Source organism: Chryseobacterium taeanense (genome assembly GCF_900099685.1).
Classification (GTDB): domain Bacteria; phylum Bacteroidota; class Bacteroidia; order Flavobacteriales; family Weeksellaceae; genus Chryseobacterium; species Chryseobacterium taeanense.
The window spans coordinates 39,155-63,845 of record NZ_FNDW01000005.1 but is presented as its reverse complement, the minus strand read 5'-3'; the positions used below and the strand labels follow the sequence as shown (position 1 = coordinate 63,845).

The following is a 24,691-nucleotide window of genomic DNA, read 5'->3' as shown; positions in this document are numbered from 1 at the left end:
ATGAAAAAACTATTCTTCATATTATTCATCAATCTTCTTTCTGCTCAGCAAAGCTGGACACTGAAACAATGTCTGGATTATGCTTCTGCCCATCATCCTTTGGTAAAGCAATCGACGGTAAATATCCGGAAAAATGAAAGAGAAATTTCTGCAGCAAAAGGAATGCTTCTTCCGTCTGTAAATGCTGGAGTAAGTCATAATTATGGTTTCGGATCATCTATTAATCAGAATACCAACCAGAGAGAAGCCATCAACACACAGTATGACCAAGTCTATGCACAGGCCAACTGGGAACTGATGAACTGGAAAAACTACCTTACCATTTCCCTTTCAAAAATCAACAAAGAAAGTTCGGTTTATAAAATGAAACTGGCACAGAATGAAGTTAAAATGAATGTCATTATGATGTTTTTTACCTATCAGAACAGCAGAAGCTGGCTTGATGTTTTGCAGACCCAAATCTCAGGAATTGAAGACCAGATCAAACGTACAGAAAAAGAAGTGGAAATAGGAAGCCGTCCAAAAAGTGATGTTTACGACATTAAAGCTAATCTGGGAACGATGCAGGAACAACTGCTTTCTGCTAAAAATCTCAAAGATATTTCCAAAATCAACCTTCTTAATGCTTTGGCTATTACAAAAGATACACTTGATTTTACCATGCCGGAAGAAAACCTTACCGGTGCAGATTTTAATGACCAAAATTTTGTTCACAATCTTTTAGAAAAAAATCCGGCCTATCAGTCTGTTTTAAAAGAAATCCAGGCACAGCAGAAGAATGTCAAAATTGCAAAATCTGGCTATCTCCCTACGCTGAACGGATCTTACACGTGGTCTAGTTTTTACAACAAAATTCTGGGACAGCCTGCGACAGATTTTTCAGAACAGATAAAACTTAATAAAAATCAGCAATTGTCTTTTGGCATTAACATTCCGGTTTTCAATAAATTACAGGTGAAAAACAACGTAGAGATTGCCAAGCTGAATGTCATCAGTTCTAATTATGATAAAGATATCATCATTAATGATTTAACAAAAAGCATTAATTCCATAAAAGTTCAGTTTCTGAATGCGCAGGAAAAGTATAACCTCCTGGAAACCAATTTTGAAAACCAAAAATTATCATTTCAAAAATCTGAAGAAAAATATAAGGAGGGACTGATGGATGCGTACACTTTTTTCGTTGTAAGAAACAACTGGCTTCAGGTAAACTATAATTTAATAAACAGTAAAAACGATGTTATTCAGCAAACCGAACTGCTCAGGGTTTTAGAAAACGGATTTTAAGTATAGCATTGTTAATTTTTAATGATTTAGACCAGTTTATAGCATTATTTATTATTAATCAACTACCTTTATCGATTAAACGGATAAATCCACAGATTATGTTATGCACTTCATGATAAATCAGGAAGTCTTATTAGCAAGCTGAACGATTGTTCAACTATTTCATTTTTAGTTAAGGATTAGAATCTATTTTTAGATATGACAAGCAAAATCATAGGGGTAGGAAATTACATACCATCAGAAACCATCAACAATTTATTTTTCGATAATCATGTTTTTCTTAATGAAGAAGGGATATTGTTGAATGACACCAACGCCTCGATTACAAAAAAACTACAGAAAATCACAGGTATTGAAGAAAGAAGATACGCCAGCAGTTCACAGGTAACGTCAGATCTGGGCTTCATTGCTGCTCAGTCGGCGATAGAAGATTCCGGGATAGACCCTGAAACGCTGGACTATATTATTTTTGCCCATAATTTTGGCGATGTTCGTTTCGGAACGATTCAGTCTGATACCGTTCCCAGCCTGGCTTCAAGGGTTAAAAATTTATTAAAAATTAAAAATAACTTTTGCGTAGCCTACGATGTTCTTTTCGGGTGCCCGGGATGGATTGAGGGAGTAATACAGGCCAATGCATTCATAAGATCAGGAATTGCAAAAAAGTGTCTCGTTATTGGCGCTGAAACGCTTTCAAGGGTAGTAGACATACATGACAGGGACAGTATGATCTACGCAGACGGAGCCGGAGCCGTGATTCTTGAAGCCAACGATATAGACGATTCCGGGATAAAATCGCATTTGTCAGCCTCTTACACACTCAACGAAAAAGATTTTCTATACTTTGGAAAATCCTATAATAACGAAAGCTGCCCGGATACAAAATATATTAAAATGGATGGCAGAAAGATTTATGAATTTGCTCTTTCCAATGTTCCGGATGCCATGAAAAAATGTCTCGACGATAGTGGATATTCCATCAATGATCTGAGCAAAATAATTATCCATCAGGCCAATGAAAAAATGGATGAAGCGATTGTAGAAAGATTTTACCAACTGTATAATATGCAAGTACCTTCCGACATCATGCCAATGGTTATCAGCAAATTAGGAAACAGCAGTGTAGCAACAATACCTTCTTTACTGACGATGATTTTAAAGGACGAACTGGAATCGCATACAATAAAAAAAGATGATATTATTCTTTTTGCATCAGTGGGAGCCGGGATGAATATCAATGCGCTTGTGTATAAATTTTAAGCCCTTTAAAACATTGTTTGTAAAAACGCCTTTGAATCTACAAATATATTTTTGAAAATCAGTTATTTAAATTAAATTTATTATATTCATTTTATTGTATATTTGCAAAATAAACAGGTTTCTGCCTTTGCTATTCTGTAGAATTTTTCATTCATTTTCCTCAGATTACTTTTCAGCCACCATTTTAGTTTAAAACAATAAGTCATTGCACAAGGCTTTGGACTTAACAATAATTTTTTAATATTCATTACAATGCAAGAAGGCACAGTAAAATTTTTTAATGAAGCAAAAGGCTTCGGATTCATCTCTCCTGCAGACGGAAGCAGAGACGTTTTTGTACATTCTTCAGGATTAATTTCAAGATCAATCCGTGAGAACGACAAAGTAGTTTTTGAGGTACAGCAAAGCGAAAAAGGCTTAAACGCTGTGAACGTAAAATTGGCATAAGACCAATTAACAAAATGTATTGACAGGTAAGCATACGGATCTTTTCACGCGAGAAATTTTTCTCAACGAGCCAAATCTTTTTATACCGATCTGTATGTATCCTTTTTAAATATCTGAATATATTGTCTTTACAGACATTAATGAATTACATTTATATATGTCATCAGCCTCTCACGGAACGTGGGAGGTTTATTTTTTAGGTTAGCCGTAAAGATTAGTGCTAAAATAATTTTATCGTTTTTCACAATTTATTTATCTTCGTTTTTCTAAACTAATTACAATTAATTTTGCCTCAAGAAATAGTAAATATGCCAATCAGCTCCTCTCATAAACTGATTCCGATGACAGATTTCGTCTTAGAATATTATTCCCATGAAGGATATGCTGATCTTCAGACCTTAAAACTGATGAATAACTACGCTACGTTTCTTAAAAAACCATTAACCTTAGGAATGTTTGTGCCGGTAGACTCTAAAGGCCAGATTCTGAAAGAACCCAAAAACTACACATCATGGAATTCGCTGGAACACAACAGAAAAGGAACTGAAAAAAATCTCGACAGCAGTGTATTTGAGGAATACAAAATCTATCAGAAAGCTGAAAAAAAATGTCTTTTTGAAGGGTTCAAAATTGCCTACAACGGCTATTCTGTAGTCCGGATTACAACAACATACGACGAGTCTATAGAACTTTCTTTTAATAAAAATGAAATGACATTCCAGAAATTTAAAGATGTTGAATCACTCACTCAATTTGATGAAATATATTTAAATACCAATGCACTCAAAAAATTAGGTATTCGAAAATAAAACACTGCAATACTTCTTGAAAATATTCTTCTTAAGAAACTGTAGCTCCGAAAAGATGGCCTATCAGAGCAGTAACTCCCATTGCAACAGTTCCCCAGAAACTTATTCTTAAAACAGCCATTCCGATATTTGAACCACCGGTTTTTGCAGAAAGAGCTCCTAAAATAATCAGAAACACAATTGAAAAGCCATACTGGAAGTAAACCATTGATGAAATTGGAGCCAACAGTGAGACCGCAAACGGAAGCAGTGCCCCCAAAGCAAAAGAACCAAAAGAAGCAATAGCAGCCTGCAAAGGCTTGGCCTGAGTAATCTCATTAATTCCCAATTCATCATGCGCATGTGCCGCCAGTGCATCATGTTCGGTAAGTTCGGTTGCAACTTTCAAAGCAGTTTCTTTACTTACCCCTCTTTTTTCGTAGATTTTGGCAAGTTCCTGGAGTTCGATTTCGGGCATTTCCTCCAATTCCTTTTTTTCGCGAAGAAGATCTGCTTTTTCGGTATCTTCCTGCGAACTCACAGAGACATATTCTCCTGCCGCCATAGACATTGCTCCGGCGATCATTCCGGCTAATGCTGCAAGTATGATGGTATTGCGATCCGGAGTTGCCGCAGCGACCCCAATCACGATACTTGTGGTAGAAAGCAGACCATCGTTTGCGCCTAAAACAGCGGCTCTCAGCCAGCCTACTCTATTCACGTAATGTTTTTCTAACTGATAATGCATACTATAAATTTAGGAATAAATTATCTAAGAGAATATTAAATTTACGATGTAAAATTTCAATTATTAACAGCAAAAAATTCATTTCATTCTTTTACCGCTTTTCCATAAACTTCAAGCGCTCTTTTCCTTGCAAATGTGTGTTCCACAATCGGTTCAATATTCATTTCTTTTTCAGAAAGCCATTCTTTGATATATTTATAATCTTTATCAAATTTTTTGGTTTGTTCATAAGGATTGAAAACCCTGAAATAAGGGGCAGCGTCACAACCACAACCAGCAGCCCACTGCCAGTTACCATTATTGGAGGAAAGTTCATAATCCAAAAGTTTCTCTGCAAAGTAAGCTTCGCCCCAACGCCAGTCGATCAAAAGATGCTTCGTCAGGAAACTCGCCACGATCATTCTTACTCTGTTGTGCATGAAACCTGTTTCGTTCAATTGCCGCATTCCTGCATCCACAATAGGATAGCCGGTTCGCCCCTTGCACCAGAGATCAAATTCTTTTTCGTTATTTCTCCACTTTATATTTTCATATTTTTCTTTGAATGAATGATGTACAACTTTCGGAAAATGATACAGAATCTGCATAAAAAACTCTCTCCAAATCAGTTCATTAAGCCAGATTTCATTATGCTCTGAAGCAAACTGAACACATTTTCGGATTGATATCGTACCAAAACGTAAAGCAACTCCCAAATGTGTCGTATGATCCATAGCCGGAAAATCCCTGTGCTGGTCATAATCGTCAATAATTGATTTTTTAAGAGTAGGATTTGTAAATTTTATTTCTGTTTTCTTGAATCCAATATCATCAAGTTCCGGAAAATCGGGAGTCTTATATTTTAAAAAATTAGAAAAATCGGTGGTAAATATTTCAATTTTATTTTTATTGAAAAGTTCTTTCCATTTTTTTGAATACGGTGTATAGACGGTATAAGGCGTTCCATCCTTCTTTAGAACTTCGTCTTTTTCAAAAATCACCTGATCTTTAAAGCTTTTAAAACTGATTATATTTTTTTTGAGAAACTTTTCAATTTCCATATCCCGCCGTATTGCTTCAGGTTCATAATCTGAGTTGCAAAAAACGGTATCAATATTATATTGCTGAACAAGTTTTTTGAATGCGTCCAGAGGTTTTTCATGGAAAACAGTAATTCCGCTTTTGTATGTTTTCAGTTCCTGATGAATTTCTTTTAAAGCCTGATGGAAATAATCTACTCTTTTATCGTTCTTATTTTCAAGCTTATCAAGAATTTCTTTATCGAAAATAAAAATGGGAAGCACTTTAAAGCCTTGCTTTAGAGCCTCAGACAATCCGCAATTGTCTTGCAGCCTTATATCTCTGCGAAACCAGAAAATATTTATTTTATCTTTTATTTCAGGCATTTCTATTTTATTGATTAAAACGTTTTTCAAGTATTTCAAATCGATAGTTGAAAATATGCTCCAGTTTAGTTTTAACAAAAAGTTTATGGGCAATTTCGCCTAAAAAACCGAAAGGCAATTCATAATCTACGGTATCTTTCATCAAAACACCATTTTCATTTTCTATGAATTCATGATGATGATGCCAAAGCTTATAAGGACCTTTTTTCTGAAAATCGGTAAAACTCTTTCTGAAATCAACCTGAATAATCTCGGTTTTCCATTTCATTTTAATTCCGAACAATGGCGAAACAAAATAATCGATAATCATCCCTTCGTAGATTTCATCATTCTCAAATTTCGTCAGGACAACGAAATTCATATCTTCCGGAGTAATTTTGGAGAGATTGGCCGCAGAAGAAAAAAACTTCCAGGCTGTGTCTATATCGCAATTCAGCTGCTGCTCGCGAAAAAGTCTATGTTTCATTATTTTTTTATTTGGAAATGCAATAAAAATACCACATTCCAGACTTTACAGACTCAAAATAAAAAACCACTTTATAAAAAGTGGTCGAATATATCATATTTCCATGTTCAAAATTATATAGATATTTCTGAACACCATCATTTTTACATTGTCGTTTCTAGAAAATTATTTATAGTGCAAAAATATACCGTAATCGGTAGGAGTCCAGAGTGCAGCTTTTTGCTCTGCCGCTTTCAGAGCGTTATTCGCCCAGGTATTACAGGTATCGAGAAAACTATATTTTCCTTTGGCATCGTAGAATGCATCATTATCACCATAGACCGCTTTGGTGGGAATCAGGATAAATTTTCCATTTTGATCCTTATCAAACTTATGTTCTATGAATTGTACCAACTTTTTATACTGATTCCTGCTAATCAAAATCATTTTACAGTCATCTCCCTCTTTCATTTTCTGATAGTAAGTACAATGCATCGCAGATTCACTAAGCCAGAACGCAGCTTTGAAAGCTGTAGAAAACTTCAGATCTGCCCAAGTAGGCGTATCAAGATAAAAACCTTTGTCGCCCCAGCCAATTCCTATGTAACGGTAATCTGTTTTTTTTGATTTTGTATTTTCAAATGGGATTTCAGCACTCCAGTCGTGAAGGTTATTTTTTACAGGCATCACAATATCCGTATGTACCCCATTAGTATAAATATAAATAGGAATTTCTTTCTCCTGGCCGTCATCTTTAGCCGAAATTTCAATAAAAGGCAACAGATATCCCAAAGCAACATACAGCAAAACAATTCCGACAATGACACCCAAGGTTTTAAGAATGATAAATAGCATCTTTTTCACAGCCTTTTCTTTAAATATAGTTAATAAAAATTTAATATTAATTTTCTCAAAAGTATTTGTTTTAAATTAATTTTTTCTTAAATTTAAGTACAAATTGTTCACAAATATGCAGAAAAACTCTAAATCAAACAAAAGATTTAAAATAAGAGTAAAAGTTGCTCCTAAAAGAGTACAAAAAAAACGTTGATTTTCGGTGAGATATAATCTCCTGAAAGTCTTTTTTTTTTAGCTTTTAACTTTCAAAATCTTAACCTCTTTAAATATTGAATTTAAGGAATGGTTGTTTACCCTTTTTATTTTGGAACCTGAAAAATTCCAGACAGGATTTTATCCCCCAAAAATATCTTACAATTTATCCGATTTTTTCTCCAAAAATTCAATATTCCTTTTTAAGCCGGCAAATTTGGTTCTTTTAACCGGTGATTTTCTGAATACTTCTGAAAACAATTCCTGTGTAAGTTCTTTCCACTCTCCTTTTTTGAAATTTTTTAATGATTCGTTAGGTCTGAATTTGGTTTGATGATGAGGTGCTGAAAATCTGTTCCACGGACAAACATCCTGACACACATCACAACCGAACATCCAGTCATCCATTTTATCTTTAAAATAATCGGGAATAGAATCTTTTAATTCAATGGTAGCGTAAGAAATACATTTGCTTCCATCAATCAGTTTTTCGGAAACGATAGCATTTGTAGGACAGGCATCAATGCATTTTCGACACGTGCCGCAATGGTCTGTTGTTTCATGATCGGGAATCAGTTCCAGATCGCAGATGATTTCTGCCAGAAAATAGAATGATCCGTTCTGTTTAGTAATAAGATTTGCATTTTTACCGACCCATCCAATTCCTGATTTTCTGGCCCAGCTTCTTTCCAGAACGGGTGCAGAATCTACAAAAACCCGAAATGCGAATTCGCCAATCTCTTCCTGAAGCCCGGAAACCATATCTCTCAGGATTTCTTTTATTACTTCATGATAATCTTCTGCATAGGCATATTTTGAAATCTTGAAGTTATCCAGTGTTGAAATCTGTTCATCAGGGAAATAATTATAAGACAGTGAAATTACTGATTTTGAACCTTCTACGAGTAATCTCGGATCCAGTCTTTTATCAAAATGATTTTCCATGTATTTCATTTCGCCATGGAAGTTATTTTTCAGCCAAGCTTCTAAAGGACGGGCTTCTTCTTCCAAAAAACCAGCTTTCGAAATACCACAACTCTGAAATCCAAAACTTTGTGCCCTGGCTTTTATCAGCTGTGAATATTTTTCTGCGTTTGAATTCATGATTTTACCTTGCAAAACTAAGATTATTTTATAAATTTGCGGCTTTAATAATTAATATCTCATAAGGAGAAATTCATAATAACCATGAAGAAAATAATTCTATTAGCCTGCATTTCCTCAGTTAGCCTATTCAATGCGCAAATCAAATTCGAAAAAGGATATTTTATTAATAACTCGGGTAAAAAGAGTGAAGTTTTAATTAAAAATCTTGACTGGAAAAATAATCCCACAGAATTTGAATATAAAATCGAAGGGTCGGCTGATATTAAAAGAGAAAACATTGCAAACATTCAGGAATTCGGAATCGGTAGTGAAAGCAAATATGTCAGAAAAAAGGTAATGATTGACTATTCATCTGAGCAGTTATCCGATATGTCCTATGAAAGAAAGCCCCAATTTGAAGAGAAAACAGTATTTCTTAAATACATAATCGACGGAAAGGCTGATCTTTTATATTATGAAAACTCAGAAATCCAAAAGTTTTTTTTCAACATTAACAACTCTGAAACAAAGCAGTTAATCTATAAATCTTATTATATTGACACTAACCAAATTGCACATAATGAAGATTATAAAAAGCAACTTGCTGAAATTTTAAATTGCGGGGTTGAAAACAAAAAAATTGATGCAGCAAAATACAAGACCAAAGATCTTGCAAACTTATTTATGAGATATAACTCTTGTAGTGATGGGAATGTTGCAATAAATTATAATCAACCGGCGGAAAAGGCAGATCTTTTCAATTTAAATATCAGACCTGGAATTAATTTCTCTTCATTTGAAGTTACCAATTCATTATATTCACCATATTCATCAGCTGAAACTACGAAATTCGATCGTAAAACATCTTTCAGAATAGGAATTGAGGCGGAGTTTATACTTCCATTCAACAAAAATAAATGGGCTCTGTTTGTTGAGCCAACTTATCAATACTATAAGACTGAGAAAGAATCGATTGCATATGCTGGTCAGTATTTTGAAACAAAATCGACAAGAGAGGTGGATTATAAATCCATAGAAGTTCCGTTTGGGGTGAGATATTATTTCTTTCTAAATAACAAATCAAAGATTTTCTTAAACGCTGCATACATAATGGATCTTGAGCTTAATTCCAAACTTAAAATGGATTTCACAGAAATTAAGATTGATTCCGGCAGTAATCTTGCATTTGGTGTCGGATATAAATATAATGACAGATTTTTGGTCGAATTGCGTGCAACAACGCAAAGAAATCTTCTACAAAATTATCTTTACATGACTTCAAAATATCAGACCATTTCTCTTATTTTAGGGTACACATTATTCTAGAACACGTAGTTAATTATCATTAATTTTACGTAATTTCGTTAAGTATTTAATAAATCAAAATCATTATGTCTTTAGCAGAAGTTTTAAAATCAGGAAATTATGAATTAATCGACGTTCGCGAGCCTATGGAGCTTGAGATGGACGGACATATAGAAGGAGCTAAAAATATTCCTTTGGGTGAGGTAGAAGACAGACAGGAAGAGATTCTGTCTATTGAAAAGCCGGTGGTCATTTTCTGCAGAAGTGGTAACAGAAGCGGAAAAGCGCTGGAATATCTGAATTCACAAGGTTTAAAAGACGGTCATAATGGTGGTGGCTGGGCAGAGCTGAAACAGGCTATAGAAGCAAATCAGGGAACTTTTTAAAAAGTTCCTTTTTTTATCTTAAAAATTTTAGAATGTTCCTTAAAGAAAGATTTTCAAAATGCTGTAATCGCTTAACAGGAGATTTAAAACTCGTTGAAAACCTGTGGTCTGAATTAGATAAAAGATACTGTGAAAAGAGCAGATTCTATCACAATTTTGACCATCTTAAATGTATGTTTTCCGAACTTGATGATATAAAGAATAACATTGAAAATTTTCAAGCTGTTTCATTTGCTGTATTCTATCACGATGTGATTTATAATGCTGTTTCAAAATCCAATGAAGAAAAAAGTGCAGAAGTTGCCAGAAAAAACCTTCAAAAGCTAGGTTTTGATTCAACTTTTATTCAAAAAGTTTCTGATCAGATCATTGCTACAAAATTTCACAAACAGTCTGATGATAATGATATCAATTATCTTCTTGATGCAGATCTTTCGATTCTCGGAAGTGAGTCTGAAAAATATGTCTCTTACACTCAAAAAATCAGAAAAGAATACTCCATATATCCTGACCTTCTATATAAACCGGGAAGAAAAAAAGTACTTGAACATTTTCTGAAGTATGAAAGTATTTTTAAAACTGAATATTTTAAAGAAAAATATGAACTCCGTGCAAGAGAAAATATTTTATCTGAAATTGAATCTTTAAGTTTAGGCTAAAAGCAATTTTTACGTCTATAAAAATTAAAGCGGACTAAAGCCCGCTTCGTTTCTTTTACTGATGTTCAATAATGCATTATGAATGTAAATTATTAAACGTTAAAATACAGGCATTTTAGCTGCTTCAAATTCGTTTAATAAATTTTTAAAAACAGTTTCAACCGGAAGTACTTCATCGATTAAAGCAGAAACCTGTCCGATTTCCAGCTCACCTTCTTCCATTTCACCTTCAAACATTCCGCGTTTAGCTCTTGCACGGCCTAAAGAAGCTATCAAAGATTCTTTATTTCTTCCGATATTATAGATTTCCTCCAATTCATTAAAGAATTTGTTTTTTACCATTCTTACAGGCGCAAGTTCTTTCAGCGTAAGGTGTGTATCACCTTCCTGAAGTTCGGTTATTTTCTTCTTCCAGTTGTCATGCGCACTTGCTTCTGCTGTTGCCGCAAAACGGGATCCGATTTGTACCCCATCTGCCCCGAGAATCATGGCAGCTTTTATTTGAGATCCTAAGGCAATTCCTCCGGCAGCGATTAATGGCTTTGAAATATGTTTTCTAACGTTCGGAATCAGGCAGAAAGTAGTCGTTTCGTCCCTCCCATTGTGACCTCCTGCTTCAAAACCTTCTGCGACAATGGCATCCACTCCGGCATCTTCGCATTTCATGGCAAATTTTGTAGATGAAACTACGTGAGCTACTTTTATTCCTTCCTTTTGAAGAGTTTCTGTGTAAGCTTTAGGACTTCCGGCAGATGTGAAAACAATCTTTACACCTTCTTCCAGAATGATATTTATAATTTCCTGTAAATTGGGATAAAGCAACGCTACATTTACACCAAAAGGTTTATCAGTAGCTTTCTTACATTTCTGAATATTTTCCCGCAAAATATCAGGATACATACTTGCAGAACCTATCAAACCAAGACCTCCGCAATTTGAAACTGCCGAAGCCAGCTTCCACCCGGAATGCCAGATCATGCCTCCTTGAATGATAGGATACTGTATATTAAACAGTTCTGTAATTTTATTTTGCTGTGACTGCATTTCGTGAAGCTTTTTTGCTGAATTAAAATCTATAAAATTGCTCATGTTGTAAAAATAATAAAACCTGTGATTTTACGGGACTTTCAGGCATAAAAAAACCTTCAGAAATTTCTGAAGGCAATTTATTATTTTTTCACTGAATCTTTCTTCCAGTTTCCTTTGAAAGCACAGCTGTCGTAGCGGCCGTCAATGGAAATAAATGTGGTAGGAAGTTTTGAATTAACAAACTTTTCCAGCATTTCGTTTCTTGTCTTGTTGAGTGCCAACTGCTTGATTCTGTCGTAGTCGGTTTCAAGCGTTATCTTGTGTGCAGGAATTACGTCATCTATTCTAATGATCTTTACTACCTTTCTTTCTCTTTCGTCCTTGTCTTCAAAAGCATTGGTAATATCGCCTTTATTAAGACCAGCCAATTCATAACTGATGCTACCCGGAACCGTTTCTCTTTCTATTTTACTTGAACCGTCTGCCCCAGTAATCACTCCTGCATTAAATTTTGTTCTTTTATCATCAGAAAATTTAAAAGCAGCATCTTTAAAACTCATTTTGCCGTTGATAATCAATCCTCGGATACTGTCTAATTTTGCTTTTGCAGTTTTGACTTCTTCATCCGTAGGTGTTGCCATCAGAAGAATGTGTCTTGCATCGTAAATCTTACCCGATTTTTTCACCAGCTGTATGATGTGATATCCAAATTCAGATTCTATAGGATCTGAAATTTCTCCTTCCTGAAGATTCAGTGCGGCGGCTTCAAAAGGTTTTACCATTTGCCCTTTGGAGATGTTTTTCATCAGACCTCCGTTCGATGCAGAACCCGGATCTTCAGAATAAATCCTTGCCTGGCTTTCGAAACTTTCTCCTCCTTCGATATCTTTTTTAATTTTTTTGAGCCTGTTGATAAGATCGTCTTTATGTGCATCTGTAAGTTTAGGAAATACCATGATCTGCGACAATGAAATTTCATCTTTAACTTCCGGCAACTGAGTTTTATACATATTGTAAAAGTCCGTTACTTCATTAGGGGTAACATCGGCTTTTTCCGTAATTCTCTGGTATTTTGCCTGTCCGTAATATTGATCCGTATCGATTTTCTCGATCGCATTTTTCATTTCGTATCCGTTTCTGAATTTATAAGCGGCAAGCATGGTTTTTTCGTCAGGAAACTGAGAAAGTAGCTGCTGATATTTTGCATTAGCCTGCTCTTTGATGGCAGCAGAACGGTTTTCAATCAATGTGTCTTTTTTTGCCTCGTAGACAAGAAGTTTATTATTGAGAAGGTTTTCCAAAAAATCACACTTATCCATGTTAGAAGCTCCCTGCTGTTTTGCATAATTCATCTGTTCATTCACATCAGATTCCAAAACAATTTCATCACCGATTACAGCAGCAATACCATCCACTAAATCTCCTTGTTTCAGCTGAGCATTCATTGTATTTCCACCAAACAACATGATGAAAATTCCAAAAAGAAAAGTGATCTTAAGTTTATTTGTCATTTTACTATTTTAAACAAGTTGCAAATTTAGAATTCTTAACGAATTACACTAAATTTTTTATTATAAATATTTCTTAAAAAAGAAGTATTTACTGTAGTTCTACATCAAAAGTTGTTAATTCTTTAAATTGTCTTAATCTTCCGAACATATCAGATTCATTTACTTCCTGAATTCTTTCTGTTCCGAATTTTTCTACGGTGAAAGAAGCCATTGCAGAAGCAACTATTAGAGCAGACTTCATGGTTTCGAAATCAATTTTACCTTTTTTCGCCAGATAAGCTGCAAAACCACCTGCGAAAGTATCTCCTGCTCCTGTAGGGTCGAATACATCTTCCAAAGGTAATGCAGGAATGGCAAATATCTTATTGTTGTGGAAAAGCAGAGCACCATGCTCACCTTTTTTGATGATTACATATTTTGGACCCATTTCATGAATTTTTTTCGCGGCTTTTACCAAAGAGTATTCACCGGAAAGCTGTCTTGCTTCTTCATCATTAATGGTGATAACATCTGTTTTCGCGATCATATCCATTAAAATATCCCATGCGGTATCCATCCAGAAATTCATGGTATCAAGGATGACCAGTTTCGGACGGTTGTGCATTTTTTCAAGAACGGAAAGCTGTACGCCCGGGTGAAGATTCCCTAATAATAAAATCTCAGCATCCTGCATAGAATCCGGAATTTTCGGATCGAAGTTTTCCAAAACATTTACTTCTGTAGCCAGCGTATCTCTCGTATTGAGATCGTTGTGGTACTTTCCTGACCAGAAAAAAGTCTTTCCGTCTTTTACAATCTCAATTCCTTCTATATTTACACCTCTGTCAGTAAACATATCCAGATGCTCTTGGGGAAAATCTCCTCCCACAACAGAAACAATTCCGGATTTTACTCCCAGAACAGATGAAGTGATCCCTATATATGTTGCTGCCCCTCCTAAAATTTTATCAGTTTTTCCAAATGGTGTTTCGATTGCATCGAATGCAACACTTCCTACAACTAAAAGTTTCATATTATTTTCAAAATATTTTTAAAGTAAATTAATTTTTCCATTCAAATGTGTCAAGCAGATGTTTCATATCTTTTTTGATATAATCTACTGCCGGAGCCAAAGAATCCGGTTTTGGTCTTGTATTGAAATATAAATAAGCCGTTACGAAATGCTTTGTACTGTCGGTAATGTAAAACTGTAGATTAGAAGCACTTTGCCCTTTAAGTTCGTAAAAGTTTCCGTACACTTTTTTTTCAGGATATTCGAATGACTTTGTATCAATAGCACTCGCCTTTATTGTATGTTCGTAGACCATTTTTTCCGCTTCCTGGATGTGTGCTGCAAAATCGTTTTTTATCGGATAATAAGTCACGAATACTTTTGCTTTCATTTTAGGATAATTCAGGTAATACCAACACGGTCTTTTAGCATCTGAGATTTTGGCAAAATCTGAATATTCAAACGTATAGGCACAGTTATTTTCAAACTTCTGATATTTCGGCGCAGGATATTCCAGGCGAAGCTCTCCATAAGGCTTTGGAACAGGATCTTTGCCACAAGATACCAAAAACAAAGCTGCAAAAATAAAAATGGCGTTTTTAAACATTCTGCAAAAATACAAATTCCATTTTAGATTTGAGAATACAAATTTCAGGATTTCAATGGGTTTTGAATTGAATTTAGATATTGATTGAAAACTTTGATCTTTAACGCAAAGCGCATGAAGATTTTTTTATAGTTGTAATATATATTTCAAGTTCACTAAGGCGTTTCACTCAGCAAGAAATATTATGAATGTTTCTTGCATATTACAAGATTCTGTACGCTGTATCATAACTCTCAATATAATTCTCCAATGGTTTTGGGAAGGACTTTTCGTGAGATCCTTCAACATCAGTAATGATGTAATTATTTTCAGCTATAAAATTCTGCCAGATTTCTTCGGTATCAACTTCAACATTAAAAATTTCGATGCTTAAGTTTTTGTGAGTTAATTTATGACTGACCGTTTTTACACTTTTGATAAAAGGAATTAATTCATCAGAAATTTCAGGCGGAAATTCAAATAATTTTTTCCAGATAAAATCATCTTTTCTCTGTTGAATTAAAAATTCTCCGTTTCTGTGAACGAAATAATATTTTAAAGCTAAATCTTCTGCTTTTGTTTTTTTTGTTTTAACAGGAAATTCCGAAATTTTATTTAAAGAAAAAGCCAGACAATCATCGTTTAAAGGACATTCTGTACACAGTGGATTTTTCGGCTTACAAATTTCAGAGCCCAGATCCATCATTGCCTGATTAAAATCACCGACATTATCCGGTAAAATTAAATGAGCCAATTCCGAAAAATAACTGAAAGCCCGTGAATTGGAAATATCAAAATCATCAGCAAAAACCCGGCTGAGAACTCGATAAAAATTTCCGTCAACCGCCGGAATTTTACCGTTAAAACAAATACTGGAAACTGCTGCAGCCGTATATTTCCCGACTCCTTTCAGCTTTAGAATCTCTTCGTATTCATGCGGGAAAATTCCATGATAATCATTCATGATCTGCTGTGCCGCTTTATGAATATTGATAGCTCTTGAATAATATCCCAATCCTTTCCAATATAGCAAAACCTCATCTTCATCAGCTTCTGCCAATGTTTTAACGTCAGGAAATCTTGCAATAAAATTATTGTAGTGGTTTAGCCCCTGATTAATTCTTGTCTGCTGAAAAACGATCTCACAAATCCATATTTTATACGGATCTTTTGTCTGCCGGAAAGGAAGATCTCGGGCGTTTATTTTATACCAGTTCAACAGTTTGGTGCCGATGTGTTTAAAGTTTGCTGAAGTTGTATTTTTCAAGCTTTTGTTTCTTTTTAAATTAAATCTTTATGATTCTGATAACCCAAAGATTTGGAGTATGCAAAGATAAAATTTTATTTTTCAGCTTTTACAGAATAAACGGGAGCTGCTTTCAGCCATTGATACTTAAGATGTTTGTCTTTTGCGATGAATCGGTAACCTTCAAGTTTTTTGAGATAAACGTACATCGGAGATTTCAGTTTCAGCCTTTGATCAGACAGAATCTGCACAGGAAAATTTATCACTGAATCTCTTGTTGTTTTTAATACTTCGCCGGATTTTATTTTATAGATAAAAATTGCGCGTCCACGACCGGTTGAACTGTCGGTAAGCTTAATGTCAGAGCTTGATAACACTAGATCACTGGCATCAAAGCATTCCTGTTCGTTCATAATGTATGCTTTCCCTTCCTGTCGTTCGTCTGCAAAAAGATCAATTTTGTGTTCTTGTTGGAGTTTTTTTTCCTCACAACCGAAAAGAAAAATAATTAACGGCAAAAAGTATAATAATCTGCCTTTCATGTTGAAATATTTAATGATTTGATAGAAAAAAACCGATGTATTTTTCATCGGTTTTTATTGTATATTGTATTTTTATTCCTGAGCGTATTCTGCATCCCATTCGTTTCCATCATCTCCTTTATGACCGTCAAGTTTGATAACAAAACTCTTTGTCGGGAAATACGGTGTAAGACGAATATCCAGCCAAACTCTGTCTTTATTGACTCTATCCTGCTCAAAACGAACAATTTTAAATTTCTCGATCAGTTTATCCGGACCTTTAATATTATCCAGGAACTGAACAATCTGTCTTCTAAGATCATCTTCATTTTTAGCATTCCAGTTTTCGAAAGCTCTTCTGTTTAGGAAATCCAATAAAACTTTAGTTACGTAGTCGAAAACCCGAACAACAGAATATGTCTGAAGACCGATATTATCTCCAGTAAACAATGTTTTCGCTGAAAACGCCATGATCTTACCGTATTCATTAACCATTGGAACAAGTCCCATTTTTTCCAGCTGTGAAATTTCGCTTTTCTTTAACTCAAATTTTACGGCATCTACTTCATTGATATTACCATGCTTTTTACCTGCTGCCACCTGAGACATCAGTGTTTTATGAATTTTTCCTGCCAGTGAAGTCGATGGCGGAAGTTCTACATTTTCTTCCTCCCCTACTTCTTCTGCTTTACCACGTCCCACAAGCCAATTACACGTCATAATAACATTACTTCTGTGAAGTTCACCTCCCGTAAGATTTGCAGAATGGAAAAGATCTACCACATCATCCGGTTTGTCAAGATTGGCAAAATCGGTAACCATCATTACCTTATTTTCATTACAGATCTTCGCCCATTTTTCGATAACTTTATTTGATCCTAAATATCCCGGAATTGCTAAAATCGAATAGTTATCCCTAAGATCAAGGCGATCGTAATAGTTTTTAAATTCTTCTGCAATCGCATCAATAAACAAAGGATTATCAAGATCGGAAACCTGATCTAAGCTTGCATTGACAATGCTAACATTATCAACCTTATCAAGTTCTGTATTTTTATAAAACTGGGCTACGGTTCTGTAGTTTGTTTCCAGCTGACGCACTGCGTCTAATGTATTTTTAAGATTTGATTTTAAACTCTGGTCTGCGGCCTGAGCTTTAGATTTGCACGTTTCAGCCATTTTATCGGCCGAATCGTTGCCTTCCAGAAGATTTACCCAAAGATTTATTTTCTGAAGAAGCTCTTTTCTCTCTTCTTCTTTATTGCCATCAGTAAGGAAAATTTCTTTTCTGGCTTTTCTTGTAGGATTCATGTTTGCGATACCGTCTACAACGGATTCTACGAAACCGAAACCACCTATTTTATTGAGTTCGGCAAGCGGGTTGCCCTTAGGTTGCCCTGCGTGTTGCTGTTGTCCCTGTTGTTGGTTTTCAGCTGCCTGTAATTTACTATCCATGATTAATGTAAGTCTTTAGATTATTTTTCAAGTTCTTGGGCCACTTCCTTTAATACTTCGATAAACGCAGCTCTCGTCTGATCGTTCTCCAGCATATTACGCAGAATTTTATTGGTTTTCAGCTGACGTACGATCTTATTGTACTGTTCCTGCTCCATGCTGAGCTGCTGAAGATACGCTGATTTCTGGGTAAGATTTTTCGGGGTGAAGTCCGCAAGATTCTGAAAACGGAATTCCTCTTCTACTACATTGCCGTCTTCCGTTTCGTGCTGCACACTTACAGAAGGCTGGAAATGTTTGAAGACGTCATCCACAGTCTTTAGACCTGTTACAATTTCAGGAACATAAGATTCATCTGTGGTAAGCTGGCTCACGATCAGAGATTTATTTTCCTGTATGTTCTGAATAGCTTCATTAGCATCTACTTTCACTTCGTTTCCGCCAACGCCATAATTAAACATTGCCATATTATTGTTATTTTGAGATTTTCTATTTTGGTGTGAATCGTATTTATCAGCATCAAATAACTGACCAATCCAATGTTTAAATTTAAAAAAAAACTGTAACATACAAAATTTTGTTAAGATTTTTCTTGAAATATTTACTTTAAATAATAAATTTTAATCAAAAATCAACATTTTACGATATCACTAATCTATGAAAAAATAAATAAAAAAACGCACCATTTCTGATGCGTTTTTCTCTTCTAACAATTTTTGGTTTTTCTTACCAAATTTTTATTCTGTCTTCAGGAGCTTTGTACATTTTGTCACCAGGTTTTATATCAAATGCTTTTATAAATGCATCCTGATTCACCAAAGGGCCAAATGCTCTGAATACTCCCGGAGAGTGCGGGTCTGTTTTCACCTGATTGGTCATATACTGATCCGTAGATTTTGTTCTCCAAACGGTTGCCCAGCTCATAAAAAATCTCTGATCCTGCGTAAAACCGCTGATTAACCCTGGATTTCCATGATCTTTAAGATACATCTGAAGTGCATCGTAAGCAACCGCGACTCCACCAAGGTCTCCAATATTTTCACCGCTGGTAAATTTACCGTTTACAAAACTTCCTTTTACAGGCTCATAAGCGCTGTACTGAGCTGCTAATTGAGCAACTTTTGCATCGAAATTCTTACGGTCTTCATCTGTCCACCAGTTATTAAGGTTTCCATCTCCATCGAATCTGGAGCCACTGTCGTCGAATCCGTGGGAAATCTCGTGACCGATCACTGCACCAATTCCGCCGAAGTTAACTGCTGCATCTGCTTTTGGGTTGTAGAACGGAGGCTGAAGGATTGCTGCCGGAAAAACGATTTCGTTGTTTGATCCGCTGTAATATGCATTTACTGTTTGCGGACTCATTCCCCATTCTGTTTTGTCTACAGGTTTTCCTATTTTATCCAGACTTCTTTGATATTGCCATGCGGAAACATTCTGAAGATTGGAGTATAATGTTGCGCCAGCTTTGGGAGATTCTACTTTCAGCTGGGTATAGTCTTTCCATTTGTCCGGATAGGCAATTTTTACCGTGAATTTAGATAATTTCTCCTGAGCTTTCACTTTCGTTGCGGGAGACATCCAATCCATATCATTTATATGTTGCTTAAATGATTTTAAAATGTAATCAATATACGTTTCCATCTGTGCTTTAGATTCCGGAGTGAAATATTTTTCAACATATAATTTACCGAAAGCTTCACCAAGAACACCGTTTACGAGAGAAAGTCCTCTCTTGTTCATCGGACGCTGTTCTTTTTGTCCCTGAAGATATTTAGAATAGAAATCAAATCTGATCTGTTCGAGATTTTCATCCAGATTACCTGCATTTCCATTAATTAGATGGTATTTAAGATAATCTTTCAAAAGAGGGAGATTTTTCTGCGTAAGGAAAGAATCCATATTTTGGTAATACTTCAGTTCTCCAATGATTACCCTGTCTGTATTAACACCTGCTTCTTTAAGATATTTTTCGAGGTTTACATTTTTCACAAGAGCCGGAAGTTCAGAAACGTTCTTTGGATTATATCTCAGATTAGCATTCCTGTTTTGCTCAAGAGTTAATAAATAATTGGCCAGCTGTTTTTCGAAATCAACTACATTTTGGGCAGAAGTTTCAGCATTTTTATACCCTAAAACGCCAAAGAGTTTCCCTACATATGATTGATATTCCGCCAGGGTTTTGGCATTGGCTTCATTTACTTTCTGGTAATAATCTCTTCCCAAACCAAGATCAGGGCCACCAAGATAAACGGCATTCATTTTAGAGTTCTTCATGTCTGCACCTACTCTCCATCCATAGAAAGAATTATCTCCCAGCTTAGTAGCTTCAAGTAAATAATTCTGCAAATCATTAAGATTTTTGATGGCATCAATTTTTGCTAAATCTCCTTTGATTGGTGACAAACCTTCTGCATTTCTTTTCGCCGTATCCATAAAAGAGGCATATAGATTCTGGATTTTTTGACCTTCAGAACCCGCAGGATAAGATTCGGATAAAATTTTGTTTAAAATATCCAAGGAAGCATCATCTACATTTTCTCTCAGTGCATTGAAAGATCCCCAACTAGCTTTATCTGATGGGATTTGAGTGGTTTTCACCCAATTTCCGTTCACATAGCTAAAAAAATCATCCTGTGGACGAACGGTTTTATCCATGTATGATAAATTGATTCCTTCTTCTTTCATTTGCTCTTTTACCGGCTTTGCAACAACTTCTTCCACGGTTTTCGGTTTTTGCGTATCTGCTGTTTTTGCTGTACCACATGAATTTAAAAATACAAGTCCTGAGAAGGCAAGTATTCCAATATTTAGCTTTTTCATTAAAAATATTTTTGATTCTTACACAAACTTACCAAATATACAAATTTTGATGATAAGTGATTAATGATAATCAATAAATAGTGAAAAGGTTCCAGATTCAAAGTTCAAGATATTATTTATGTTGAATTTATTTTTTATAATTCATTAAATAAAAAAACCGCTCATTGCTGAACGGTTTTACTATTCTTGGGTAATGATTACCAGATTTTAATTCTGTCTGCAGGAGCTTTATACAATTTATCTCCCGGCTTCACGTCGAATGCTTTGTAGAAAGCATCAACATTAATAATAGGTCCGAAACTTCTGAAATATCCCGGAGAGTGCGGATCTGTTTTTACCTGGTTTACCATGTATTTTTCACTAGACATTGTTCTCCAAACGGTTGCCCAGCTAAGGAAGAACCTTTGATCTTGTGTATAACCACTGATGAGTCCAGGGTTTCCTTTATCTTTTAAATACATCTGAAGAGCATCGTAAGCAATATTTACACCACCTAAATCGGCGATATTTTCACCATTGGTGAATGTTCCGTTTACGAAAGTTCCTTTTACCGGTTCATATTTGTCGTACTGTGCGGCAAGGGCTTTAGTAGCTTTTTCAAAGTTGGCTTTATCTTCCGGAGTCCACCAGTCAACAAGGTTTCCGTCTGCATCGAACTGTGCACCGGAATCATCAAATCCGTGGCTCATTTCGTGACCGATAACGGCACCGATTCCACCGAAATTCACCGCTGCATCAGCTTTAGGATTGAAGAAAGGCGGCTGTAAGATTGCTGCAGGGAATACAATTTCGTTGTTTACCGGGTTGTAGTAAGCATTCACCGTTTGTGGAGTCATTCCCCATTCTGATTTATCAACCGGTTTTCCGATTTTAGCTAAATCTTTATTGTACTGCCATTCTGTAATATTCTGAAGATTTGAATAAAGATTCCCTCCTTTAGATTCAGGAACGATCGTTAATTTAGAATAATCTTTCCATTTATCAGGATATGCAACTTTCACAGTGAATTTATTTAATTTCTGCATTGCTTTTTCCTTTGTTGTAGAAGACATCCACGCTAAATTATTGATGTGTACGGCAAAACTTTTCTTCAAATAGTCGATAAGCTCAACCATCTGTGCTTTGGCTTCTGCAGGGAAATATTTTTCAACATAAAGTTTCCCGAAAGCTTCACCCAAGGTTCCGTTGATTAGTTCGTAACCTCTCTTGTTTAAAGCTCTCTGTTCCTGCTGACCTCTTAAATATTTACCATAAAAAGCAAATCTCATATCCCCTAATTTTTCGCTTAGGTAAGAAGCACTTCCATTAATCATGTGGAATTTAAGATAATCCTTAATCACGGGAAGATTCTGAGTGCTGATAAATTTATCTAAGTTTTTGTAGTATCCTAATTCACCGATAATTACCCTATCTGTATTGACACCAACATTCTTAAGATAAGTCGGAAGGTCTACATTTTTTACAAGGGCCTTAAGTTCGGCCATTGTTTCAGGATTATACTGAAGCGTATTGTCACGGCTTTGCTCGTTAGTAAGATAGGTCTGAGCAATGCTTTTTTCGTAGTCTACAATACCTTTTGCTGCTGCATCGGCATTTTTGTATCCTAACTCTTTCAACATGGAAGCCACATATTTTGTATATTCGTTAAGAGCTTCCGTATTTTTTTCGTTTACTTTCTGATAGTAATCTCTTCCCAATCCTAATGATGCATTTCCTAAATAAACTGCATTCATTTTAGAATCTTTCAGATCTGCATCTACTCCCCAGCCGTAGAATGTATTTTCACCCTCCTTTGTCACGGAAGTCAGATAATTCTGAAGATCTGTAAGGTTTTTAATAGCATCAATTTTCTTGATATTTGCCTGAATAGGTTTAATTCCATCTGCATTTCTCTTCTGCATATTCATGTAGGTAGCATACAGATCCTGGATTTTTTTACCTTCTGTTCCATCAGCAAATTTATCTTTAAGTAAAGAATTCAGGATGGTCATGGAATGATTATCGGTATCTTCCGCAAGCTTGTTGAAACTTCCCCAAGTCGGTTTATCAGAAGGGATTTTAGCCGTTTTCATCCATGTTCCGCTCACATAGTTATAAAAATCATCCTGAGGACGAACGGTTTTATCCATCAGACTAAGATCCAAGCCTTTGTCTGAAGTTTGCGCGTTCACATTCTGTGAACAAATCCCTGCTGCTAAAAGCAAAGAAAGCGTTATTTTTTTCATTATAATTACAATTTATACAATATGTATGTTTAATTTAAAATTTGTTACTTTAAAATTTTCTGTTTTTAAAATATTTTAATTCATATTTTTTATGAATGGTTTTTATCTGAAATTAAAATACCAACCAGATCCTGAATCACCTTCTGTGATACAAAATGCATAAAATCCAGGCGATCCAGATGCGGCATATAGAGTTTTGAGGTTACCACTTTTTCGTTAACTTTAATGGTATAAAAAACGGTTCCCACCTCTTTACCATCTTCTCCTTTTCCGGGACCGGCAACGCCTGTTGTAGATAAAGCAATATCAGTTTTGAATAGCTTTTGGCAGCCCTCCGCCATTTCTGCAGCAACCTGTTCACTGACTACTGTAAATTCTTCTATCGTTTCTTTTTTTACCTTTAAAATCTCGACCTTCTTTTCTGTTGCATACGCAACAATTCCTCCCAGAAAATAGGTAGAACTGCCTGGATTCGACGTAATCATCTTCGCAAGTTCTCCACCTGTGCAGCTTTCCGCCGTTGAAACCGTCAGTTTCCGTTCCGATAAAATTTCAGCCAAAATCTTTTCAATTTTATCTTCTGAAGTGGCAATGACATGATCTTTAATTAAAGGCAATACTTTCTGAATTTCCTCTTCAAGCTGCTGCTGTAAAATTGCATCATTTTCGCCGGTTGCCGTGAGTCGCAATTTAACACGGGTTCCGACAGGAAGATACGACAGCGACAGATTCCGTGGTAAAGCCAGCTCCCAGTCCTCGATCATATCGGCCAGAATGCTTTCGGGAATTCCCACTACGGAAACGATTCTTGAAGAAATATAATTCAGGCTGAACTTCTGCTGAAGATAAGGAATAATCTGATCTTTGATAAGCGGTTTTACCTCATAAGGAACTCCCGGAAGGCTGAAAAGCAGTTTCCCGTCCTGTTCCATCATCATGCACGGTGCCGTTCCGTAATGATTCTGAAAAACTTTTGATTTTGTCGGAACGAAAGCCTGCTCGCGGTTCCTTTCCAGAATTTCTAAACGCCCACGTCGTTCCATATAAGCTTTGAGGTGATTAAAAGTTTCTTCATCAAGAGCTATTTCATCATTGAAAAATTCTGCAATCGCTTTCTTGGTTTTATCATCCCTTGTAGGTCCCAATCCTCCGGTTGTGATGATTAAATCACCAATTTCGAAAGCAGCTTTAATAGCATTTTTAATAATTTCAATTTCATCTGAGATAGTAAGTATCTGTGAAACTCTTACTCCTATGTTTTTGAGTTCGTTCGCGATGAAGTTAGAATTGGTGTCTACTGTATTTCCGGAAAGGATTTCGTCACCAATAGTAATGAGAACAGCATTTTTCATATATTAAACATTGAAAAAAATTCTCCGCAAATGACGGAAAATTCTCCATGACCGGCAATATAAATTGATTTTTTCTATTTTTGGTTAAAATTGTTTAAAACTATAA

Annotated in this window: 23 protein-coding genes; 7 read left to right on the top strand and 16 right to left on the bottom strand. The window is 35.5% G+C overall.

Going from position 1 to position 24,691, the window contains the following annotated elements:
• The 4 genes from BLR30_RS08900 to BLR30_RS08885 all read left to right on the top strand — a co-directional run bounded on the left by BLR30_RS08900 (position 1) and on the right by BLR30_RS08885 (position 3,803).
• Positions 1 to 1,287 carry a TolC family protein gene (locus tag BLR30_RS08900; protein ID WP_089857304.1) on the top strand — a complete coding sequence of 429 codons (1,287 nt, stop codon included), beginning with the start codon at positions 1 to 3 and terminating at the stop codon, positions 1,285 to 1,287.
• A 198-nt stretch (positions 1,288 to 1,485) separates the two neighbouring features.
• A complete protein-coding gene (locus BLR30_RS08895) occupies positions 1,486 to 2,547 on the top strand; it encodes a 3-oxoacyl-ACP synthase III family protein (RefSeq protein WP_089857303.1) in 1,062 nt (353 codons plus the stop codon).
• A 252-nt stretch (positions 2,548 to 2,799) separates the two neighbouring features.
• Complete coding sequence (locus BLR30_RS08890; protein ID WP_089857301.1) at positions 2,800 to 2,994, top strand: cold-shock protein; 195 nt, start codon at positions 2,800 to 2,802, stop codon at positions 2,992 to 2,994.
• Positions 2,995 to 3,335: 341 nt separating this feature from the next.
• Entirely contained in the window at positions 3,336 to 3,803 is a 468-nt protein-coding gene (locus BLR30_RS08885) for a hypothetical protein (protein WP_139164609.1), read from the top strand.
• Between the two features lie 31 nt (positions 3,804 to 3,834).
• Here BLR30_RS08885 and BLR30_RS08880 read toward each other — a convergent pair whose 3' ends face one another.
• From BLR30_RS08880 to queG, 5 genes are all read right to left on the bottom strand, one after another.
• On the bottom strand, positions 3,835 to 4,530 hold the full coding sequence (locus BLR30_RS08880) for a VIT1/CCC1 transporter family protein (RefSeq protein ID WP_089857297.1): 696 nt from the start codon (positions 4,528 to 4,530) through the stop codon (positions 3,835 to 3,837).
• Positions 4,531 to 4,613: 83 nt separating this feature from the next.
• The gene (locus BLR30_RS08875) at positions 4,614 to 5,906 is read right to left on the bottom strand and encodes a cryptochrome/photolyase family protein (RefSeq protein WP_089857596.1); all 1,293 of its coding nucleotides are present in this window, start codon (positions 5,904 to 5,906) and stop codon (positions 4,614 to 4,616) included.
• A 16-nt stretch (positions 5,907 to 5,922) separates the two neighbouring features.
• Positions 5,923 to 6,381, bottom strand: a complete 459-nt coding sequence (locus BLR30_RS08870) for an SRPBCC family protein (protein ID WP_089857295.1) — start codon at positions 6,379 to 6,381, stop codon at positions 5,923 to 5,925.
• 165 nt (positions 6,382 to 6,546) lie between these two features.
• A complete protein-coding gene (locus BLR30_RS08865) occupies positions 6,547 to 7,224 on the bottom strand; it encodes a TIGR02117 family protein (protein ID WP_089857293.1) in 678 nt (225 codons plus the stop codon).
• Between the two features lie 345 nt (positions 7,225 to 7,569).
• Positions 7,570 to 8,514, bottom strand: a complete 945-nt coding sequence (queG, locus tag BLR30_RS08860; RefSeq protein ID WP_089857292.1) for a tRNA epoxyqueuosine(34) reductase QueG — start codon at positions 8,512 to 8,514, stop codon at positions 7,570 to 7,572.
• An 84-nt stretch (positions 8,515 to 8,598) separates the two neighbouring features.
• Here queG and BLR30_RS08855 point away from each other — a divergent pair, with 84 nt between their 5' ends.
• The 3 genes from BLR30_RS08855 to BLR30_RS08845 all read left to right on the top strand — a co-directional run bounded on the left by BLR30_RS08855 (position 8,599) and on the right by BLR30_RS08845 (position 10,846).
• Complete coding sequence (locus BLR30_RS08855; RefSeq protein WP_089857290.1) at positions 8,599 to 9,822, top strand: outer membrane beta-barrel protein; 1,224 nt, start codon at positions 8,599 to 8,601, stop codon at positions 9,820 to 9,822.
• Between the two features lie 65 nt (positions 9,823 to 9,887).
• Positions 9,888 to 10,187 (top strand): rhodanese-like domain-containing protein, encoded by a 300-nt coding sequence (locus BLR30_RS08850; protein WP_089857287.1) that lies wholly within the window; start codon positions 9,888 to 9,890, stop codon positions 10,185 to 10,187.
• Between the two features lie 32 nt (positions 10,188 to 10,219).
• The gene (locus BLR30_RS08845) at positions 10,220 to 10,846 is read left to right on the top strand and encodes an HD domain-containing protein (RefSeq protein WP_089857284.1); all 627 of its coding nucleotides are present in this window, start codon (positions 10,220 to 10,222) and stop codon (positions 10,844 to 10,846) included.
• 99 nt (positions 10,847 to 10,945) lie between these two features.
• Here the strand turns inward: BLR30_RS08845 and BLR30_RS08840 are convergent, their stop codons facing one another.
• From BLR30_RS08840 to BLR30_RS08790, 11 genes are all read right to left on the bottom strand, one after another.
• Positions 10,946 to 11,935, bottom strand: coding sequence for an NAD(P)H-dependent flavin oxidoreductase (locus tag BLR30_RS08840; RefSeq protein WP_228400748.1), 990 nt, complete (start codon positions 11,933 to 11,935; stop codon positions 10,946 to 10,948).
• 80 nt (positions 11,936 to 12,015) lie between these two features.
• Complete coding sequence (locus tag BLR30_RS08835) at positions 12,016 to 13,386, bottom strand: peptidylprolyl isomerase (RefSeq protein ID WP_089857282.1); 1,371 nt, start codon at positions 13,384 to 13,386, stop codon at positions 12,016 to 12,018.
• An 88-nt stretch (positions 13,387 to 13,474) separates the two neighbouring features.
• On the bottom strand, positions 13,475 to 14,398 hold the full coding sequence (locus tag BLR30_RS08830; RefSeq protein ID WP_089857280.1) for a PfkB family carbohydrate kinase: 924 nt from the start codon (positions 14,396 to 14,398) through the stop codon (positions 13,475 to 13,477).
• Positions 14,399 to 14,426: 28 nt separating this feature from the next.
• Entirely contained in the window at positions 14,427 to 14,984 is a 558-nt protein-coding gene (gldD, locus tag BLR30_RS08825) for a gliding motility lipoprotein GldD (protein ID WP_089857278.1), read from the bottom strand.
• Positions 14,985 to 15,186: 202 nt separating this feature from the next.
• Positions 15,187 to 16,230 (bottom strand): A/G-specific adenine glycosylase, encoded by a 1,044-nt coding sequence (mutY, locus tag BLR30_RS08820; protein ID WP_089857276.1) that lies wholly within the window; start codon positions 16,228 to 16,230, stop codon positions 15,187 to 15,189.
• Positions 16,231 to 16,304: 74 nt separating this feature from the next.
• Positions 16,305 to 16,799: a hypothetical protein gene (locus BLR30_RS08815; RefSeq protein WP_139164608.1), complete on the bottom strand. Its 495-nt coding sequence runs from the start codon at positions 16,797 to 16,799 to the stop codon at positions 16,305 to 16,307.
• A gap of 24 nt (positions 16,800 to 16,823) precedes the next feature.
• Positions 16,824 to 18,185: a DUF5458 family protein gene (locus BLR30_RS08810; RefSeq protein WP_089857272.1), complete on the bottom strand. Its 1,362-nt coding sequence runs from the start codon at positions 18,183 to 18,185 to the stop codon at positions 16,824 to 16,826.
• A 20-nt stretch (positions 18,186 to 18,205) separates the two neighbouring features.
• Positions 18,206 to 18,754, bottom strand: coding sequence for a type VI secretion system contractile sheath small subunit (locus BLR30_RS08805; protein ID WP_089857271.1), 549 nt, complete (start codon positions 18,752 to 18,754; stop codon positions 18,206 to 18,208).
• A gap of 157 nt (positions 18,755 to 18,911) precedes the next feature.
• Entirely contained in the window at positions 18,912 to 21,008 is a 2,097-nt protein-coding gene (locus BLR30_RS08800) for a M13 family metallopeptidase (protein ID WP_089857268.1), read from the bottom strand.
• 197 nt (positions 21,009 to 21,205) lie between these two features.
• Positions 21,206 to 23,233, bottom strand: coding sequence for a M13 family metallopeptidase (locus BLR30_RS08795; protein WP_089857266.1), 2,028 nt, complete (start codon positions 23,231 to 23,233; stop codon positions 21,206 to 21,208).
• Between the two features lie 89 nt (positions 23,234 to 23,322).
• The gene (locus BLR30_RS08790; RefSeq protein ID WP_089857264.1) at positions 23,323 to 24,585 is read right to left on the bottom strand and encodes a CinA family nicotinamide mononucleotide deamidase-related protein; all 1,263 of its coding nucleotides are present in this window, start codon (positions 24,583 to 24,585) and stop codon (positions 23,323 to 23,325) included.
• Positions 24,586 to 24,691 lie beyond the last annotated feature (106 nt).

What these genes read in the sequence shown, in the direction of transcription:
- BLR30_RS08900 (WP_089857304.1), top strand. Translation starts at nt 1, where the DNA reads ATGAAAAAACTATTCTTCATATTATTCATCAATCTTCTTTCTGCTCAG.
- BLR30_RS08895 (WP_089857303.1), top strand. Translation starts at nt 1,486, where the DNA reads ATGACAAGCAAAATCATAGGGGTAGGAAATTACATACCATCAGAAACC.
- BLR30_RS08890 (WP_089857301.1), top strand. Translation starts at nt 2,800, where the DNA reads ATGCAAGAAGGCACAGTAAAATTTTTTAATGAAGCAAAAGGCTTCGGA.
- BLR30_RS08885 (WP_139164609.1), top strand. Translation starts at nt 3,336, where the DNA reads ATGACAGATTTCGTCTTAGAATATTATTCCCATGAAGGATATGCTGAT.
- BLR30_RS08880 (WP_089857297.1), bottom strand. Translation starts at nt 4,530, where the DNA reads ATGCATTATCAGTTAGAAAAACATTACGTGAATAGAGTAGGCTGGCTG.
- BLR30_RS08870 (WP_089857295.1), bottom strand. Translation starts at nt 6,381, where the DNA reads ATGAAACATAGACTTTTTCGCGAGCAGCAGCTGAATTGCGATATAGAC.
- queG (WP_089857292.1), bottom strand. Translation starts at nt 8,514, where the DNA reads ATGAATTCAAACGCAGAAAAATATTCACAGCTGATAAAAGCCAGGGCA.
- BLR30_RS08855 (WP_089857290.1), top strand. Translation starts at nt 8,599, where the DNA reads ATGAAGAAAATAATTCTATTAGCCTGCATTTCCTCAGTTAGCCTATTC.
- BLR30_RS08850 (WP_089857287.1), top strand. Translation starts at nt 9,888, where the DNA reads ATGTCTTTAGCAGAAGTTTTAAAATCAGGAAATTATGAATTAATCGAC.
- BLR30_RS08845 (WP_089857284.1), top strand. Translation starts at nt 10,220, where the DNA reads ATGTTCCTTAAAGAAAGATTTTCAAAATGCTGTAATCGCTTAACAGGA.
- BLR30_RS08840 (WP_228400748.1), bottom strand. Translation starts at nt 11,935, where the DNA reads ATGAGCAATTTTATAGATTTTAATTCAGCAAAAAAGCTTCACGAAATG.
- BLR30_RS08835 (WP_089857282.1), bottom strand. Translation starts at nt 13,386, where the DNA reads ATGACAAATAAACTTAAGATCACTTTTCTTTTTGGAATTTTCATCATG.
- BLR30_RS08830 (WP_089857280.1), bottom strand. Translation starts at nt 14,398, where the DNA reads ATGAAACTTTTAGTTGTAGGAAGTGTTGCATTCGATGCAATCGAAACA.
- gldD (WP_089857278.1), bottom strand. Translation starts at nt 14,984, where the DNA reads ATGTTTAAAAACGCCATTTTTATTTTTGCAGCTTTGTTTTTGGTATCT.
- BLR30_RS08815 (WP_139164608.1), bottom strand. Translation starts at nt 16,799, where the DNA reads ATGAAAAATACATCGGTTTTTTTCTATCAAATCATTAAATATTTCAAC.
- BLR30_RS08810 (WP_089857272.1), bottom strand. Translation starts at nt 18,185, where the DNA reads ATGGATAGTAAATTACAGGCAGCTGAAAACCAACAACAGGGACAACAG.
- BLR30_RS08805 (WP_089857271.1), bottom strand. Translation starts at nt 18,754, where the DNA reads ATGTTACAGTTTTTTTTTAAATTTAAACATTGGATTGGTCAGTTATTT.
- BLR30_RS08800 (WP_089857268.1), bottom strand. Translation starts at nt 21,008, where the DNA reads ATGAAAAAGCTAAATATTGGAATACTTGCCTTCTCAGGACTTGTATTT.
- BLR30_RS08795 (WP_089857266.1), bottom strand. Translation starts at nt 23,233, where the DNA reads ATGAAAAAAATAACGCTTTCTTTGCTTTTAGCAGCAGGGATTTGTTCA.
- BLR30_RS08790 (WP_089857264.1), bottom strand. Translation starts at nt 24,585, where the DNA reads ATGAAAAATGCTGTTCTCATTACTATTGGTGACGAAATCCTTTCCGGA.